We start from the raw sequence: 16,938 nt of genomic DNA on the forward strand, positions 1-16,938 counted from the left end.
CGCCTGCCCGTCAGCCCCACCCGAAATAGAGATTGGAAACTTCGACTTGTCACCCCCACAAAGACGGGGGTGACGTCAGGTTAGCTAGCCGGCTCGGCGGTCAGTGCAGACCGGTAGCCGCTGCACTCTGCGATGCACGCCGCCAGCCCTGTGTGCGGGCAAGAAGAAGTCGCGATGCAAACGCGTGAAGAAGTTTTGCCGCCACATTGGTGTAGAAGATCATCATCCCCATTGCGGCCGCCGGCGCTATGTCGCCCGCGTCGTCCATGTTCAGGATGGCAACCGAGGCAAGCTTGGTGTCCGTGGCATAGAGGAACACGACTGCCGAGACCGTCGTCATGGCATTGACGAAGAGATAGATCGCGATCTCCAGTACGGCGGGGAGGCAAACCGGCAATGTGACCCGGAAGAAGAGCTTGTAGAACGGTATCTTCAGAGAGTCCGCAACAGCTTCGAATTCCGGGTCCAACTGCTTCAGCGCAGTGAGCGCCGTCAGATGGGCGACGGTGTAAAAATGCGTAACCGTACAGAGCACCAGGATGGTCATCGTGCCGTAGATGCCGTGAAGCGGGTTCGTGGCGTTGTTGAAGAAGAAGATATAGGCAAGACCCAGCACCATGCCCGGCACGGCCATCGGGAGCATGGCGAGCATATGAAATGTCGCCCGGCCGAGTGCGAAGCCCTTGGTCTTTTCGACCATGTAGGCGCCGGTGAACACGATCAGCGAGCCGATCACGGCCGTCATGAGGGCGAGCCGGATCGAGTTGTAATAGGCGTCCCAGCCGCCGCCGTCCATGAGATCGAAGGCATAGTTTCGCAGCGACAGACTGAGATCATAGGGCCAGAACTTCACGAGCGCTGCGACCTGGCACATGCCGATCATGCCGAGCACGAAGACTGCGACCAGCGTGCAGAAAGCAAAGCATGCCGCATCGAAGCCGCGCCGCGGTTTCGGCTCATAGGGCACCGCGCGCGCAGAGAGCAAGGCCACCTGCCGGCGTTGTGTCATACGATCCACCGCGAAGGCCAGAAATGCCGGAACGAGCAGAATGACCGAGACGACGGCGCCCATCTCGAAATTCTGCTGGCCGATAACCTGTTTGTAGATGTCGACGGCAAGCATGCCATATTGACCACCGATGACCTTTGGCAGCCCGAAATCGGTTATGACCAGCGTGAAAACGACGAAAGCGGCGGAGATCAGTCCGTATCGGGCACCGGGCACGGTCACCGTCCGGAAGGTCCGCCACTTGCTTGCGCGAAGCGACGTCGCCGCCTCGTAATGACGGGCATCTGCGACCGAGAGAGCCGTGGAAATGATCAGAAAGGCGTGCGGCAGCGTGAAGAATACCGAGCCCACGACGATGCCGAGGGGGCCATAGATCGACTGGCCGAGCAACAGATCCTTGAAGACGCCCTGGTTGCCGAAGAGGTACACCAGCGCGATGCCGGGCAAGAGAGACGGTACGAGGATCGGGATCGTGACTATCAGCTTGAACAGCCCCTTCCCCGGCATCCGGCTCCTGTTCAGGGCATAGGCGAGCCCGAAGGCGACGACGAGCGTGACTGCGGTGCTGATGAGCGCCATCGTCACCGAATTCTTGATCGAACGGACGAGTGAAGGCGTTGAAAAATACTCGGCGAAGTTGGAAAGACCGATCGAGCGCGAGGGCCGCAACATCACCCGGCGGAAATTGTTGCTGTCATATTCCTGCCACTCGGTACCGCGCACCAGCTGCGAACCGGCAAGGAAGTGCGCCTCATCGCTCGTGCCGCGGATGCGATATCTGACCGGGCTGCGGAAGCTGAAATCAGGGAAAAGCTTCGCCGCCTGCAGCCGCCCATCGGCGCTGGCCTTGAGGTCGCTTTCCGGGAAGGCGCCGACCGTGGCATTGAGCGCCGCAGCGGTAACGGGATCGCTCCACTCCTGCCCGCTTTGGTCGCTCACCTGGAACTCGAACTGGTGAAGATCGAACGTGTAGGTGGAGAACGACTTCGACAGCATCACGAAAAGCGGTAGCGCAAGCGCAACAACCAGATAGACGCCGACGACGAGCATGACTGCGCGTTTGAGCCAGCCATCGCCGGAAATCTGCTGGCGAACGGCTCGGCCGGGCGGAAGAATATCGACAGCAAGCGTCATTCGCGTCAGGCCTTCGCAAAAAGGAGCAGGCGTTCCTGCGGGATTTCGACCTGGATGGCGCTGCCGATCTCGATGCTCAGCCGGCGAACGGCGTTTGTCGAGAAGTCCGCCACCAGCGCCTTCTCTTTCAGGCGCGGGGCTGAGAGCCGTGTGCGCCAGAACATGCCGAGAAATTCCATATCCTCCACATGCGCGTCGATGAGATTGTCCGCATTCCCCACGGCATCGAGCCCGGTCGCCCTATGGGCGGCGGCACCGTGCGGGATGATGTCGGCCGGCCGGACCGCGGCTACGGCCGCGGCACCTGGGGGCAGCCGGTGCTCGGCACAGGCAAATCGCGTGTGCCCGATCTCGACTTGCGCCCCCGTCACGACCGTTGCGGGGAACTGGTTGGTCTCGCCGATGAAATCGGCGACGAAGAGTGTCTTCGGGTGGCGATAGATCTCGGTCGGCGTACCTACCTGTTCGATGCCGCCATGGTTCATGACGACGATGCGGTCGGCCATGGAGAGGGCCTCTTCCTGATCATGCGTGACCATGATCGTTGTGACGCCGAGCTTGCGCTGCAGCTCCTTGATCTCGTGTCTCAGATGAACGCGTACCTTGGCGTCGAGCGCCGACAGGGGCTCATCGAGAAGCAGCAGCCCCGGCGAGATCGCCATGGCGCGGGCAAGTGCCACGCGCTGCTGCTGTCCGCCGGACAGCTGAGCCGGGTATTTCCGGCCCTGGCTGCTCAAACCGACGAGTTTCAGAAGCTCAGAGACTCGTGAGACGATTTCGCGCCGCGGGCGGCCGATATTCTCCAGCCCGAAGGCGATGTTCTTCTCGACGGTAAGATTCGGGAATAGCGCGTAGGACTGAAAGACGATGCCATAGTCGCGCTGCGCCGGCGGCAGCCTCGAAATATCCTGCCCGCCTTGGCAAATGGTGCCTCGAGACTGAATGTCCAGGCCGGCGATGGCCCTGAGCAGCGTGGTCTTTCCGCAGCCGGAAGGCCCGAGAAAACAGATGAATTCGCCCTCCTTCACCTGGAGGTCGATGTCGCGGAGCGCGACGAAATCGCCATAGGCTTTCCAGAGTCCGCCGATTTCAAGGAATGGCCGTCTTTCGATCCGACGGGTAGCGGATGCGGGCATGGCCGGCTCCGCGGGGGCTGTTGCATGTTTCATCCGCAAGCTCCTGGGCAATAAGCATTTGATGAGGCTTGACGGGAACGCTCGTGGCTAAGCGCCGAACGTTCCCGCGATATCCATGCGGATCAGGACTTGGGCTCGGATTTCGCGTCGTAGCGCTTCTGCCATTCCTTCAGAATGCGGGCGCGGTTGTTTGCGGCCCATTCGAAGTCGTTCTTGATCATCTTGTCGGCGACGTTGTCGGGAAGATTCTCGATCGGCTTGGCGACCCCGGGATAAGCCACGACGGCATAGCCGACATTGTACATCTCGTTGGCTTCCTTGCTAATCGACCAGTCGACCAGCGTTTTCGCCGCATCGAGATTGGCTGTCCCGGCGATGATCGCCGTGGCCTCGGCTTCCCAACCCGATCCCTCAGAAGGAAAAATGATATCGATGGGCGCGCCCGACGTTTTGGCCTTGGCGCCCGGGAACTCGAAGGACACGCCGATGACGGTTTCGCCTGATGCCGCCATCTTGCAAGGCTTTGAGCCCGAATGGGTATAGGCGGCGATGTTCTCGTGCAGGGCGTCCATGAAAGACCAGGCTTCCTCTTCGCCGAACGTCTGAAGCCAGGCGGAGACATCGAGGAAGCCAGTGCCGGAAGAATTGGGATTGGGCATAACGACGTGGCCCTTGTATTCGGGCTTCGTGAGATCCTTCCAGCTGGTTGGTGGCGTCAGGCCAAGCTTCTCGGCCTCCACCGTATTGTAACAGAGAGCCGCCACATAGGCGTCCATCCCCACCCAGCTCGGCGGCTTGTCGCTATCCACGAATCTCGGGTCGAGCGCCTCTACGTTCTTCGGAGAATAAGGTTCGAGCATGCCCTCTGACTTCAGCAGCAGCAGCGATGTCGCAGCCACTCCCCAGACCACGTCGGCCTGCGGATTGTCTTTCTCCGCCAGAAGCTTGGCCGTCATGACCCCGGTGGAGTCGCGGACCCAGTTGATCGTGATGTCGGGGTGGGCCTTCTCGAAGGTCTCCTTGTAACGGTCGAGGTCGACCGCTTCGATGGACGTGTAGACCGTTAGCTCGGTTTCGGCGTAGGCGGCGGAAGATGTGACGATGAGGGCAGTCGCTGCGCCCAGGAATATCTTTGAAAACGGCATGCTAATTCCCCTTTTTGTTGGCATTCGAATTGGCAAGCTCTTTTGGCGGTAACGGCGACTTGCGCGCCTGGAAATCCGCCTTGCCTGGGAAATCTGCGGGGGATAGATCGATAAGTAAAATCTATTTATTTTATAGAAGCATTGCCCCATCTTATATTGCGTCGCAATGCTCTCGAAATTGAAAAGAGCGGCCACAGGACCGCTCCTTCCTCTTTTATCGGAGCACCGGGTCCCTTACGGCCAGGGCAGCGAAAAAGTCTTGACGTTGGTGAAGCTTTTCATCGCCTCGATCACGCCTTCCTTATAGCCGTTTCCGGAGTCCTTGATCCCGCCGAAGGGCGACATTTCAATGCGATAGCCGGGCACTTCCCAGATGTTGACCGTTCCGACCTTCAGTCCGGCTATGTACTTCTGCATCCTGCGGTAATCATTGGTGCAGACACCGGAGGAGAGGCCGAAGGCCGTGGAGTTCGACAGGGCGATCGTTGCGTCGTCGTCGTCGGGAACCCGCACGACCGGTATGATCGGGCCGAAGGTCTCCTCCAGCACGAGGTCCGACTGATGCGGCACCCGATCGACGACGATCGGTGGCAGGAGTGCGCCGCTGCGCCCCGGGTGATAGAGAATGTCGGCCCCCTCCTCCGCCGCACGCATCACCCTCTGCTCGAAAAGTGCCGCCGCCTTTTTATGAATGACGGTCCCGAGGTCGGTAGAGCGATCCATCGGATCCCCGAAACGCAAGCGTTTCGCCCGTTCGAGGACCATCGGCACGAAACGGTCCGCAACGCTTTCCTGGCAGAGAATGCGCTTGACCGCCGTGCAGCGCTGGCCCGAGTTCTTCGTCGCCCCCGCGACCGCCAGGTCGGCCGCCATGGCGAGGTCGTCGTCGGACAGGTCGTTGAGGATGATCAACGGGTCGTTGCCGCCGAGTTCGAGTACCTGGCGCTTGTAGTGCGCGTTGGCGGCGATAAGTTTCCCGACAGGAACGCTGCCTGTGAAGGTGACGAGATCGACATGCGGATTGGTGATCATTTCCATGCCGATATCGGCAGGCCAGCCGGTGACGACCGAAAGCATTTCCGGCGGCAGGCCAGCTTCGTAAAGAATGTCGGCGAGCAGCAGCGCCGTCATCGGCGTGAGCTCGGTCGGCTTCACCACCACACAGTTGTTGGTGGCAATCGCCGGCGCGACCTTGTGCGCCACCATGTTCAACGGGTGATTGAACGGGGTGATCGCGGAAATTGCGGTCAGGGGCTCGCGCATCGTAAAAATCTTGCGCGCCTTTCCGTGGGGCGTGAGGTCGCAGGAGAAGATTTCGCCGTCGTCGCGGATGCACATCTGGCCGGCAAGCGTAAAGACGTCGAAGGCGCGCCCGACTTCATAGAGCGAGTCCGCTTTCGAGATGCCGAGTTCCAGCGTGATGACGTCGGAAATCTCCTCCTTGCGGGCGGCCAGCGCCTCCGCGGTCGCCAGCAGGATTTTCTGCCGCTCGTAACGCGTGAGCTTCGCCTGATAGGCGGCCGCGATCGCAAATGCTTCTCTTGCGTGCTCGGCGCGGCCGGCGGGCACGGTGCCGACGACAGTGTCGTTCCAGGGATAGCGGACTTCTATGCGGTCGTCCGTGTCGATAAGGCGCCCGGCTATTCGCATCGGTTCGTGGCGCACTGCGATTGTGACCTCCGCCTTCGTCATAGCGCTCCCTCCGCACCGGCCTCGGCCGCCGCCGTTACCGCATAGAAAAACGCATCGAAGTTGCGAAGACGGGGAGCATTCGGGACTTCGGGCAGAGCGCGGTTGACGATGAAGGGAACCTCCTGCTCGGTCAGCCCTCCATGGGAGCGCAACGGTTCGTCGAGGGCGGCCAGGTCGTGCCGGTGCTCGCTGGTGCCGAGCGTCTTGTTTTCGGATGAAACGAGGACGATGTCGCCGATGCGGTCTTCCGGCAGCTCGAAGCGCCGGCACGCTTCCTTGCGGTCGAGCACGACGTCGACGCCCTGGATCGCTTTCAGCCTTGCCATGACCTGGCTGCGGTCGCATGCGTCCGGAAGATAGGCGGTAGCGAAGGACCCGAGCGCGCCGTGATGCACGACATAGGGGTCGGTGATCGGCAGGATGACACGGGCCGCATCCTTGCCGAGCCATTCGTCGAGCAGGTCCTGAACATAGATGACGTCGGGTGAGCCGTCCTCCTTGTGCTTCGGTTTCATGCCGTGATCGGCGGTGACGACGATGGCTGCTCCGAGCCCGTCCAGTTCCGCGAGATATCGGTCGAACATTTCGTAGAAGGAATTGGCTTCCGGAACGCCGGGAGCATATTTGTGCTGAATATAGTCGGTCGTCGTCAGATACATGATGTCGGGACGAAACTCCCTGAGCAGCTTGACGCCCGCAGCGAAGACGAATTCCGAAAGCGCCGCCGAATAGACCTCGGGCACCGGCCGGCCGAGCCAGGCAGAAGCATCGTCGATACCGTGCTCCGCGCGGGTCGTCTTGTCCGATTTTTCGGACGAGAAGCAGACGGCGCGCTCTTCGTCGAAACGGAGCCCTTTTCCGAGCAGCGCCCGCAGCTTGTCCTTCGCGGTAACGACGACGACCCGGGCACCCGCATCATAGAACGCCTGGAAAATGGTGGGGGCGCGCAGGAACTTGGGATCATTCATCATCACCTCTTCGCCCGTCGCTGGCTCATAGAGGTAATTCCCGCAAATCCCGTGCACCGCCGGCGGGCTGCCGGTTGCGATCGAGAGATTGTTGGGATTGGTAAAGCTCGGGATGACGCTGTGCGCCAGCCGCACGGCGCCCCGTTCCCGGATGCGCGTCAGCGCGGGCATCAGCCCGGCGTCGATCGCCGCATCGAGATAGGCGGGCTCGCATCCGTCGAGGCAGATCGCAATTGCGGGCACGCGGGGCCACGGATAGCGGCGGCCATTCACCGTCACCGAAATCTTGGACATCTGGTTCATCTGCTGTGCTCCTGGAGGTGATCGTTCAGGCGGCGAGGCGGGCGCGCTCGGCAAGGGCGAGCGCCGGCGGGGTGGCGGTGTCGACCCCCATCTCCGCAAGGCTCGCGGCGGCGGCAGCCACCACCTTGCGCATCACATGGGCATCCATCTGGCCGATGCAGCCGATCCGGAAGCTGTCGACGACGGTGAGTTTTCCGGGATAGATGATGAAGCCCCTCACCTTCATCAATTCGTAGAAACGCGCGAAATTGAAGTTCGGATGGGCGGGGCTGAAGAAGGTCACGATAATGGGCGAGAGCCATTCGTCGCCGAGCAATGTCTCGAAGCCGAGCTGGCGCATGCCGGCGACCATGACGTCGCGGTTGCTCGCGTAGCGCGCGCCGCGTCCGGCAACACCGCCTTCCTTGCGATGCAGCCGCAGCGCCTCGAGAAAGGCGGCGACGACATGGGTCGGCGGAGTAAAGCGCCATTGGCCCGTCTTGTTCATGTAGGACCATTGCGCATGGACGTCGAGACTCAAGGAATGGCTGCGATCCTTCGCCGCCTCCAGTTCCGACTTGCGCGCGATGACGAAGCCGAAACCCGGAACGCCCTCGATGCATTTATTGGCGGAGGAAACGATCGCCTCGTAGCGGAAATCATCGACACCGGCGGGCACTGCTCCGAAGGCACTCATGCTGTCGACCAGCAGCTTGCGGTTGCGGCTGTAGACTGCCTCGGAAATTTCCTTGAGAGGATTGAGAATGCCCGAACTCGTCTCGCAATGGACGACCACAACATGGGTAATTGCCGGATCTGCATCGAGAGCGGCCGCTACCTCGCTGCCGCGCGGGGGCATATAGTCGCCCTTGTCGATCGCGACGTGAGCACGGCCGAGATATTTGAGCGTCTGGGCGATGCGCTGACCGTAGGCCCCGTTCATCAGCACGAGAACCTTGCCGTCGCGGGGAATGAAGCTGCCGAGCATGGCTTCCACTGAGAAGGAGCCGCTGCCCTGCATGGGGACGCAATCGTATTCGTCGCTCTCGGCTCCCGCGATCGCAAGCAGTTCACGGCGCAATTCGGCCGTCATGCCCCGGAAGTCAGCGTCCCAGGAACCCCAGTCGCGCAGCATCGCCTCCTTTACGGAAAAGGCGGTGGTCAGCGGCCCAGGCGTCAGCAGGTACGGCTCGCCCAACCTCGGCGCTTCGAGAGCGTCATTCGTCTTTGCATCTGCGGACATCTGGTTTCTCTCCTTTGAGAACTGCCGGGACATGGGCGAGGATGGCGATCCCCGATGTATCTGTAAAATCGATATTTCATATCCATTCATAGATTTGACTTATTATGCTTTGACGAGTGCGAGCCGGCTCTCGAGCAGATCCCCTCGCTGCTTCAAGATCGGGTAGGCAAGCGTGGCCAGGAGGGAGTTCACCTCCTTCAGCGCCCGCGCGACTTCGAGGTGCATGTTGCTGGACTCGACGCTTTCCGGGCGCCCGGCCCGCAATCTCGCCAGATGCCGCTCGTGACTTTCGCGTACGAGCGCGCGTACCCGCTCCTTCTCCCGGACGAGCTGCCGCGCCATCGCCGGGTCATCCGACACCAGCAGGTTGAATGCGAGACGCATGTTGTCGCGCACGCTGGCGTGAAGCAGCTTGAGCTCGGTCCAGCCCTCATCGGAGAACCTGTTGCCGTTCTCCAGCTTGTCGCGGGCGATTTCGACCAGCGTCTTGGATACGATGTCGCCGGCATGTTCGAGATTGATGGCGATGTCGATGAGTTCTACACCCCGCCGCGACTGACGCTCGTCGAGCACGCCGCGATGGATTGCGGCTAGATAGAGCTTGATGTCGCGGTGGGCGCGGTTGACATAGCCGTCGAGCCGGCGGATTTCCTCGATCTTCTCCGGTCTCGGATGTTCCAGAAGCTCCATCACCGGACAAAGCATCCGCTCGACCACCTCGCCCATGAACAGCACTTCGCGTGTTGCAGCAGCGAGTGCCGCGTCCGGGCTCGCGAGCAGAGTCTGGTCCAGCGCGCTGATTCTTCGGGCAAGTGTGTCGCTGTGTTCGGAGCTCCCGAATTCAGATTTGACGAGCGAAGTAACGGCGCCGGCGGCAAGCTGCGAAAGCGGCAGGCAAAAGATCAGTAGGCAGGCGTTGAAGGCCAGATGAAAGTGAACGAGCTGCTCCGCCGGCGTCGCGCCAAGATGTTGAAGCTGGGCTGACAAGGGGCCGATCAGCGGCAAGGCCATCGCGGCGCCGAAAGCCCGGAAAAGGAGGTTGCCTGTCGCGACGCGACGCGCCTCGGCCGAGAGCCCGCGCGTCAGCCACACCGCGATCATCCCGCTGCCGAGATTGGCGCCGAGGATCAGTGGCAGGCCAGCCTCGATCGGCAAAAGTCCCTGAGCGGCGAAACCCAGGATGAGGATCAGGACCGCGACGCTGGAATGCACGATCCAGGTGAAGAGCACCGCCGCCGCGAAGGCCGTCACCCGGTCTTGCGCGAGATAGCCGACGATGGCGGGCAATACGTCGCTCTGCTTCAACGGCAAGGTGGCTTCGCCGATCAGCTTCAGCGACATAAGGACGAGGGCGATGCCGAGCAGCATGCGGCCGAGTTCGCGAGGCTTGTCGTTTCTGCCCTTCAGGTAAAGCAGCCCGCCGGCCGCAAGCAGGAGCGGCGACAGCCAGCCCAGGTCGAAGGAGAGAATACGAACCACCAGCGCCGAGCCGAAATCCGCTCCCAGCAGGACGGCAAGGCTCGTGTTCAGCGTCAGGTAGCCGCCTGCCGAAAGACCGGAGGCAAGCATCGCCACGGCGGTCGAGCTTTGCAGCAGGACTGCAAGGGTCGTGCCGCCCGCGGCGGCATAAAGGCGGCGCTCACCTCCCCTTGCCAGCACACGCTTCAACGACGTGCCATAGGCGTTCTCGACGCCGCTGCGGACGAGATGCACCGCGTAAAGCAGCAGCACGGTCGCGCCGGCGAGATGCAGCGAGAGGGTAACAAGAGTCATTTTCAATCGCTCCGGAAACCAATCCGAAGACCGTCACTTTTCCCTTTACATAAATCAAATCGTTCGTTTCTATCGTTTAATCAGATCAGCTTATGATTGGGAGAGGCCATGCGTTACGTCCAGCTTCGCGCGTTCCACAATGTTGCGGTGTGCGGAGGCTTCTCCCGTGCGGCAGAGGCGCTGTTCCTCACGCAGCCGGCCGTGTCGGATCAGGTGCGCAAGCTGGAAGAGGAATATGACGTGCTCCTCTTCAACCGGAACAAGAAGCAGGTGACGCTGACCCAGGCGGGCCACCAGCTGCTGGAGATCACCCGGCGCATGTTCGACACCGAGCAGCAGGCGCTCGATCTGCTTTCGGAATCACGCGCATTGCGGGCCGGGACGCTTCGCATCGTCGCCGACGCCGCCCACCATCTGCTTCACATCCTCGCGGCCTTTCGTCAGAAATATCCATCGGTTCAAATCTCACTGAGGGCCGGCAATACGGAAACGGTCATCACCAGCCTTTATTCCTACGAGGCCGACATCGGCGTGCTCGGCGAGGTTCCCGAAAGCCGGGAGTTCGACATCGTCAAGCTGAACTCGACGCCGATCATTGCTTTCGCGTCGACCGAACATCCGATCGCCCGCAGAAGCACTGTCAGTCTCGAGGAACTCTCGGGCCAGCCGCTGGTGATGCGCGAGCGCGGTTCGAAGACGCGGCAGAAGCTCGAGGATTTCGCGGCCGCCGCTGGCGTCGTCCTGAAGCCGGCGATCGAAGCGGAAGGCCGGGAGGCCGTGAGGGAGATCGTCGCGGCCGGCGCCGGGGTAGGCTTCGTCTCAGCCGCGGAATTCGGCCGGGATGGACGTCTCGCGCCGATCGAGATCGTCGGCGCCGAAATGCTGATGGACGAGGCGTTGATCTGCCTGAAGGAGCGCAGCGGCGGAAAGCTCGTGCGCGCCTTCTTCGAGATTGCCCGCTCGCTGGCGGAGAGGTGAATGGAGCTGCCCGCTTCAGGCGGCGGCTCGCGGCTCCCCGGCATCCGCCCGCACGCGCTCGGACTTCGGATCGTAGGGGCACTTCAGGTGAGCGGTTGCCGGATGGCGTTCACCGGCAAGATCGATCTCGAAACGCCCGCTGTCGATGAACTCCCGGTCGACCCCTTCACGATCCTCGATGAGACCGAGTGCGACCGAGCGGCCAAGCGTGTGGCCATAGGCGGCCGAGCGGACTTCGCCGACAGGTTTGCCGTCACGCAGGATGAGTTCGCCGCCCCAAAGCATTGGCTCGGGATCATCCAAGGTGAACTGCACGACGCGCCTGACAGGGATGCCGACCTGCTTTGCCCGCATCAAAGCCTCGCGGCCGATGAAGCCGCCGGGCTTGTCGAACGATACGGCGAAGGCGAGCCCCGCTTCGTAAGGATTGATGTCGGGCGTCAATTCGCGGCTCCAGGCGCGAAAACCTTTCTCGATGCGGAGCGCCTCGAGAGCGTAATAGCCGCAATCGACAAGCCCGAGATCGCGCCCCGCCTGGTGCAGCGCCTCGTAGACGCCCACGGCAAATTCACTGGGCACGATCAGTTCCCAGCCGAGCTCGCCGACATAGGTCATTCGGTTGGCGAAAGCCGTCGCATAGCCGATATCGATCTCGCGGATGGTCGCAAAGGGAAAGCCTGCATTCGAGAGGTCGGCGGAGGTGATCCGCCCGAGTATGTCGCGCGCATTCGGTCCCATCAGCGCCAGCACCGCGTAAGCCGAGGTCACGTCCGTGAGGGTGACGTGCGCGTCCGGTGGTGTGTTCCTGCGGATCCAGTCGGCGTCGTGCACCGCCTGCGCGGATCCGGTAACGATGAGGAACCGGTCGACGGCGAGCCGCATCACGGTCAGGTCGCTTTCATAGCCGCCCCTTTCGTTGAGCATGCCCGTATAGACCGAGCGGCCGATCTCGACGTCGACGTTCGCGGCGCAGATGCGGTTGAGCGCCTTGGCTGCGTCGCGCCCCTGCACAAGCAATTTGGCAAATGAAGTTTGATCAAATATGCCAGCAGCTTGTCGCGTAGCGTTCATCTCCCGCTTGACCGCGTCATGCCAGTTCTGCCGACCGAAGGCATAGTCCGTTTCCGGTCTTTGGCCGGCCTCGGCAAACCAGTTCGCGCGCTCCCAACCCATCTTCGAACCGAAGCATGCACCCTTGGAGGCAAGCCGGTCGTAGAGCGGCGAGCGCCGGAATGGACGCGCTGTGTGCAGCTCGCGGTTCGGCCATGGCATGGCATAGTGCAGTCCGAGCGTTTCCTTCACCCGGTCGTGCAGCCAGCGCGGATTGTTGTTGAAGCTCGCGAAGCGGCGAATGTCGACCGGCCAGAGATCCATTGTCGGCGCACCGTTGACGATCCACTCGGCAAGAGCCCGCCCGGCGCCGCCGGCGCTGGCGATGCCCATGGAATTGAACCCTGCGCCGACATAGAAATTTCGCAGTTCCGGTGCTTCGCCGAGAATGAAATTATTGTCCGGCGTGAAGCTCTCCGGGCCGTTGTAGAATTTCCTGACCTCGGTCGTTTCGAGCTGCGGCACGCGCACGAGCGCGTTCTGCATCAGGATCTCGAACTGGTCCCAGTCATCGGCCAGCAAGGCGAATTCGAAATCGTCCGGAATGCCGTCCATGCCCCATGGCTTGGCTTCCGGCTCGAAGCCGCCCATGACGAGACCGCCGACTTCCTCCTTAAAATAGATGTAGCCGTCCGGGTCGCGCAGCACCGGCAGATCCGGATGCACCCCCTCGATCTTGCCGGTAACGATATACATGTGCTCGGCCGAGTGCAGAGGGACCGTCACGCCGCACATCAGCCCGACCTTGCGCGCCCACTGACCGGCGCAATTGACGACGATTTCGGCGGCGATATCCCCCCGATCGGTCTCGACGCCACGGACCGTTCCGTCCTTAACCGTGATGCCCGTCACGCGCACGCGCTCGATAATGCGGGCGCCGCGGTTGCGCGCCCCCTTCGCCAGCGACTGGGTGAGGTCCGTCGGATTGGCCTTGCCGTCGCCGGGGAGCCAGACGGCTCCTACGAGATCGTCAATCGCCATCACCGGCCAGAGATCGGCGGCTTCCCGCGGTGAGATCACCTCGACGGCAACCCCTTGCGCCCGCGCCGAGGCTGCGGTCCGCTTCAGCACGGTCATGCGATCGGTCGTGCGCGCCACGGCGAGCGAACCGCAATTCTTCCAGCCCGTCGCAAGGCCCGTCTCTGCCTCCAGTTCGCTGTAGAGCTGCGTCGAATATCGGATGAGGCCGGTCATGTTGGCATGGCTGCGCAACTGTCCGACGAGGCCGGCTGCATGCCAGGTGGTCCCGCCACTGAGTTGCCCCTGCTCCAGCAGGACCACGTCGGTCCAGCCGAGCTTTGTGAGATGATAGGCGACCGAGCAGCCTATGATGCCGCCGCCGACGATGACGACCTGCGCCTGTGTTGGAAATTCCTGCGTCATGAACCGACCTCCCAATGCACTGATGCCAGCATAGTCAGGAAGTCACAGAAAGCAACATTTTATGCAACAAAATGCAACATTATCCCGTGGCGACAACGACGCGCGGTCCCTTCCGCTCGAGTGCTTCCGAGATCGTCGGAGGTGGCGGCGCGTCCACGATTACACCGGCCGCCTGATGGAACCCGGGTATTCGAAGGGGCGTCAGCCGCCCGAATTTCGAGCTGTCGAGGACGAAGTAGGCCTTGCTGGCCATGGCGATCATGCGCGAGCGCTGCTCGGCGCCATTGCGGGTGAAGTCCGTAACCTCGCCGTCAGGAGAAAGCCCTCCCCCGCCGAGAAAGGCGACATCCACTCGGAAGCGGCCGATTGCTTCTAGCGCGTCGAGGCCGACGGCCGCCTCCTCGGCAGGGTCGATCTCGCCGCCCAGCATGTGCACACGGACTTGCGGCTGGCGGCACATGTGCAGCGCTATCGCGAGGCCGGTGGTGCAGACGGTCAGGTCACGCAGGCCGCTCAATGCATGCGCGACGGCCAGCGTCGTCGTGCCGGAGTCGAGGAAGACAACCATGCCGTCCTTCACCAGTTCGGCCGCTTTGCGCCCGATCGCCGCCTTTGCAGCAGCGTTTTCCCCGCTTCGCTGGACCAGCGCCGGCTCGGTTGCTTCGAACAGGGTGGCGCCGCCATGCACGACGTCGAGCTGGCCGCGATCCGCCAGCAGCTTCATGTCCCGGCGGATCGTTTCGCGCGAGACCTCGAAATAGGCGGCAAGCTCGGCAATGCTCACGGAGCCTTCGGAAGCGACGCGCCTCAGTATTTCTTCGTGGCGGCGGGGCGCGAGCGCCCGGGAGTTCGGCAGTTTGGACATGCGGACAATGTTGCAATATTTGTGTTGCGCCGCAAGAGATGTCGTGACGCGTGCGATGCAAAACGACTGAGCGCAGGTGAGCGATTTGCAATCTGCGAGGTTTTGTGGCTCCTTGAGCGGGCGCGGCGACTGGCGTTAGGCGGCCTGAACGACGGTCACGGCAATCATATGGAAGACGTCGGCCACGCTGCAGCCGCGCGAAAGGTCGTTGGCGGGCCGTGAAAGTCCTTGGAGGATCGGGCCGATCGCCGTCGCGCCGCCGATCCGCTGGGCGATCTTGTAGCCGATATTGGCCGCGTCCAGGTTCGGGAACACGAAGACGTTGGCCTCCCCGCGCAGCTCAGAATGCGGCGCCTTGGTCAGACAGACGGATTCTACGAAAGCGCTGTCGAACTGCAATTCGCCGTCGATGAGGAGATCGGGCTCGGCACGCCGCACCATGCCGGTCGCCTCGACGACTTTCGAAACACACTCGTGAGCGGCGCTGCCGCCTGTCGAGAAAGAAAGCATCGCGACTTTCGCCCGTGCTCCGGCAAGACTTTCAAAGGACTTGGCCGACATGCGCGCGATATCGGCGAGGCCGGCGGCGTCCGGGTCCACGACCAACCCGCAGTCGGCAAAGACGAAGGCGCCCTTCCTGGCGTGATGGGGCTCGCAGAGCATCATGAGAAAGAAGCTGGAGACGAGTCCGACGCCGGGCGCCCTGCCGATCACCTGCAAGGCGGCGCGAACCGTGTCGGCGGTCGTTGCGACCGCGCCGCCGACAGTTCCATCGGCCATTCCTTCGCGCACCATCATCGCGGCGAAGGTCAGCGGTGAGAGCACGGCCGCCCGGGCCGCGGCCGCATCGACGCCTTTGCTCCTTCTGAGCTCGATATAGGCGGCCTCGAAACGACCGGTAAGCGGAGAGGATGCCGGGTCCTCGATCCGGAATTCTTCCGGGCCGGCACCAAGGGCTGCGAGCCTCCGGACGATCACTTCGCGGTGTCCGACGAGCGTAATCTCCGCCAGGCCTTCCCGCCTCGCCTGCACGGCGCCGGCGACGATCCGCTGGTCCTCACCTTCGGGAAGAACGATATGCCGCGGCGCTTTCCTTGCGGCGTCGATGATGCGATCGAGAGGTTTCATCAACTGTGTCCCAGATAGTACATGCCCGCGAGAATGAAGACGGCGATGAACAGCGTTTCGGCGACAACCAGCGCGACCGCATCTCCGCCCACTTCCAGGACGCGGCGCAGCGACGTCTTCATGCCGACGGCGACGATCCCGGCCAGCAGCGCCCATCGCGAGACCTCCATGCCGATCTCGCTTGCGAGCACCGGCACCAGACCCGCGGAATTGAAGCCCGCCAGAACGAGGAACGCCAGGACGAACCCGGGCACGAGCGGCGCGCGCTTTCCGATTGATACGCCCTCCTGCGGGACGCCGCGCAGAATGAGGGAGAAGACGAGGACGACCGGCGCCAGCATCGACACGCGGATGAGCTTGACGAGCGTGGCGGTCTCGCCTGCCTCCGGCGAGACCGAAAAGCCGGCACCCACGACCTGGGCGACATCATGGATCGTGCCGCCGAAAAAGATGCCGGTGGCCTGCCCGCCAAGCCCGAGATGCTCGGCGACGATCGGATAACCGATCATCGCGAGCGTGCTGAGCACGGTCACGGACAGCACGGTAAAGATCAGGTTGCGCTCGGAAAACTCGTTGCGAGGCAGCACGGCGGCGATTGCCATTGCGGCCGAGGCGCCGCAAATGGCAACCGCCCCGCTGGTGAGAAGGGCGAGACGCCAGCCCCGGCCAAGCAGGCGGGCGACCGCAAGTCCGAAAACGATGGTTGCCGCGATCGCCGAGACGAGCAGCAGAATGGTGCCGGCGCCGAGGCCGATCAGAAGATCGACGCTGATGCGCATACCAAGCAGCGCCACACCGATCCTCAGAACCAGCTTTGCCGAAAGCTCGATGCCCGCGACGCAACGCCCTTCTTCCGCCAGGAAGTGGAAGGCGATCCCGAGCAGCAGCGCCATCAGCATCGCCGGTGCCCCGTAATGCTCCGACAGGAACTGGGCAGCCATGGCGACGGCGGCCGTCACCAGAAGACCGGGGCCATAGGTTGACAGGACGAGCGACAGGGATTGTTTCCGCCGCTCGGATTTGGAGATCGCATCCATCGTTTATTCCCGTTGAATGAGCCCGGCGGCGAGCGGCCGCCGAGCGGGTCGCGAG

At 62.5% G+C, this 16,938-nt stretch carries 12 protein-coding genes; 1 reads left to right on the top strand and 11 read right to left on the bottom strand.

Features of this window, described 5'->3' with window-relative positions; all coding sequences use genetic code 11:
* Nucleotides 1-100: 100 nt before the first annotated feature.
* The 7 genes from SINAR_RS0102670 to SINAR_RS0102700 form a co-directional block, all read right to left on the bottom strand.
* On the bottom strand, nucleotides 101-2,143 hold the full coding sequence (locus SINAR_RS0102670; RefSeq protein ID WP_027997609.1) for a putative 2-aminoethylphosphonate ABC transporter permease subunit: 2,043 nt from the start codon (nucleotides 2,141-2,143) through the stop codon (nucleotides 101-103).
* Nucleotides 2,144-2,148: 5 nt separating this feature from the next.
* A complete protein-coding gene (locus tag SINAR_RS0102675) occupies nucleotides 2,149-3,312 on the bottom strand; it encodes a putative 2-aminoethylphosphonate ABC transporter ATP-binding protein (RefSeq protein WP_027997610.1) in 1,164 nt (387 codons plus the stop codon).
* Nucleotides 3,313-3,401: 89 nt separating this feature from the next.
* Nucleotides 3,402-4,424, bottom strand: coding sequence for a putative 2-aminoethylphosphonate ABC transporter substrate-binding protein (locus SINAR_RS0102680; RefSeq protein ID WP_027997611.1), 1,023 nt, complete (start codon nucleotides 4,422-4,424; stop codon nucleotides 3,402-3,404).
* 234 nt (nucleotides 4,425-4,658) lie between these two features.
* Complete coding sequence (gene phnY, locus SINAR_RS0102685; protein WP_027997612.1) at nucleotides 4,659-6,116, bottom strand: phosphonoacetaldehyde dehydrogenase; 1,458 nt, start codon at nucleotides 6,114-6,116, stop codon at nucleotides 4,659-4,661.
* The gene (gene phnA / locus SINAR_RS0102690) at nucleotides 6,113-7,387 is read right to left on the bottom strand and encodes a phosphonoacetate hydrolase (protein ID WP_027997613.1); all 1,275 of its coding nucleotides are present in this window, start codon (nucleotides 7,385-7,387) and stop codon (nucleotides 6,113-6,115) included. The genes phnY and phnA overlap by 4 nt, the downstream gene beginning before the upstream one ends.
* 25 nt (nucleotides 7,388-7,412) lie before the next feature.
* Entirely contained in the window at nucleotides 7,413-8,609 is a 1,197-nt protein-coding gene (locus tag SINAR_RS0102695) for a 2-aminoethylphosphonate--pyruvate transaminase (protein ID WP_027997614.1), read from the bottom strand.
* A gap of 102 nt (nucleotides 8,610-8,711) precedes the next feature.
* Nucleotides 8,712-10,382 carry a Na/Pi cotransporter family protein gene (locus tag SINAR_RS0102700; protein WP_027997615.1) on the bottom strand — a complete coding sequence of 557 codons (1,671 nt, stop codon included), beginning with the start codon at nucleotides 10,380-10,382 and terminating at the stop codon, nucleotides 8,712-8,714.
* 108 nt (nucleotides 10,383-10,490) lie between these two features.
* Between SINAR_RS0102700 and SINAR_RS0102705 the strand changes: the two genes are divergently transcribed.
* A complete protein-coding gene (locus SINAR_RS0102705; RefSeq protein WP_027997616.1) occupies nucleotides 10,491-11,360 on the top strand; it encodes a LysR family transcriptional regulator in 870 nt (289 codons plus the stop codon).
* A 15-nt stretch (nucleotides 11,361-11,375) separates the two neighbouring features.
* On the opposite strand, the gene SINAR_RS0102710 is transcribed toward SINAR_RS0102705, so the two are convergent.
* From SINAR_RS0102710 to SINAR_RS0102725, 4 genes are all read right to left on the bottom strand, one after another.
* Nucleotides 11,376-13,853 (bottom strand): GcvT family protein, encoded by a 2,478-nt coding sequence (locus SINAR_RS0102710; RefSeq protein ID WP_027997617.1) that lies wholly within the window; start codon nucleotides 13,851-13,853, stop codon nucleotides 11,376-11,378.
* Nucleotides 13,854-13,932: 79 nt separating this feature from the next.
* Nucleotides 13,933-14,718: a DeoR/GlpR family DNA-binding transcription regulator gene (locus tag SINAR_RS0102715; RefSeq protein ID WP_027997618.1), complete on the bottom strand. Its 786-nt coding sequence runs from the start codon at nucleotides 14,716-14,718 to the stop codon at nucleotides 13,933-13,935.
* Nucleotides 14,719-14,853: 135 nt separating this feature from the next.
* Entirely contained in the window at nucleotides 14,854-15,846 is a 993-nt protein-coding gene (gene pta, locus SINAR_RS0102720) for a phosphate acetyltransferase (RefSeq protein ID WP_027997619.1), read from the bottom strand.
* Complete coding sequence (locus SINAR_RS0102725) at nucleotides 15,846-16,883, bottom strand: YeiH family protein (RefSeq protein ID WP_027997620.1); 1,038 nt, start codon at nucleotides 16,881-16,883, stop codon at nucleotides 15,846-15,848. Before SINAR_RS0102725 ends, pta begins: the two co-directional genes overlap by 1 nt.
* Nucleotides 16,884-16,938: the final 55 nt, after the last annotated feature.

Source organism: Sinorhizobium arboris LMG 14919, from assembly GCF_000427465.1.
In the GTDB taxonomy this organism is placed as follows: domain Bacteria; phylum Pseudomonadota; class Alphaproteobacteria; order Rhizobiales; family Rhizobiaceae; genus Sinorhizobium; species Sinorhizobium arboris.

Coding starts and splice junctions, on each gene's coding strand:
- SINAR_RS0102675 (WP_027997610.1), bottom strand. CDS start 3,312: ATGAAACATGCAACAGCCCCCGCGGAGCCGGCCATGCCCGCATCCGCT.
- pta (WP_027997619.1), bottom strand. CDS start 15,846: ATGAAACCTCTCGATCGCATCATCGACGCCGCAAGGAAAGCGCCGCGG.
- SINAR_RS0102680 (WP_027997611.1), bottom strand. CDS start 4,424: ATGCCGTTTTCAAAGATATTCCTGGGCGCAGCGACTGCCCTCATCGTC.
- SINAR_RS0102705 (WP_027997616.1), top strand. CDS start 10,491: ATGCGTTACGTCCAGCTTCGCGCGTTCCACAATGTTGCGGTGTGCGGA.
- phnA (WP_027997613.1), bottom strand. CDS start 7,387: ATGAACCAGATGTCCAAGATTTCGGTGACGGTGAATGGCCGCCGCTAT.
- SINAR_RS0102700 (WP_027997615.1), bottom strand. CDS start 10,382: ATGACTCTTGTTACCCTCTCGCTGCATCTCGCCGGCGCGACCGTGCTG.
- SINAR_RS0102725 (WP_027997620.1), bottom strand. CDS start 16,883: ATGGATGCGATCTCCAAATCCGAGCGGCGGAAACAATCCCTGTCGCTC.
- SINAR_RS0102670 (WP_027997609.1), bottom strand. CDS start 2,143: ATGACGCTTGCTGTCGATATTCTTCCGCCCGGCCGAGCCGTTCGCCAG.
- phnY (WP_027997612.1), bottom strand. CDS start 6,116: ATGACGAAGGCGGAGGTCACAATCGCAGTGCGCCACGAACCGATGCGA.
- SINAR_RS0102695 (WP_027997614.1), bottom strand. CDS start 8,609: ATGTCCGCAGATGCAAAGACGAATGACGCTCTCGAAGCGCCGAGGTTG.
- SINAR_RS0102715 (WP_027997618.1), bottom strand. CDS start 14,718: ATGTCCAAACTGCCGAACTCCCGGGCGCTCGCGCCCCGCCGCCACGAA.
- SINAR_RS0102710 (WP_027997617.1), bottom strand. CDS start 13,853: ATGACGCAGGAATTTCCAACACAGGCGCAGGTCGTCATCGTCGGCGGC.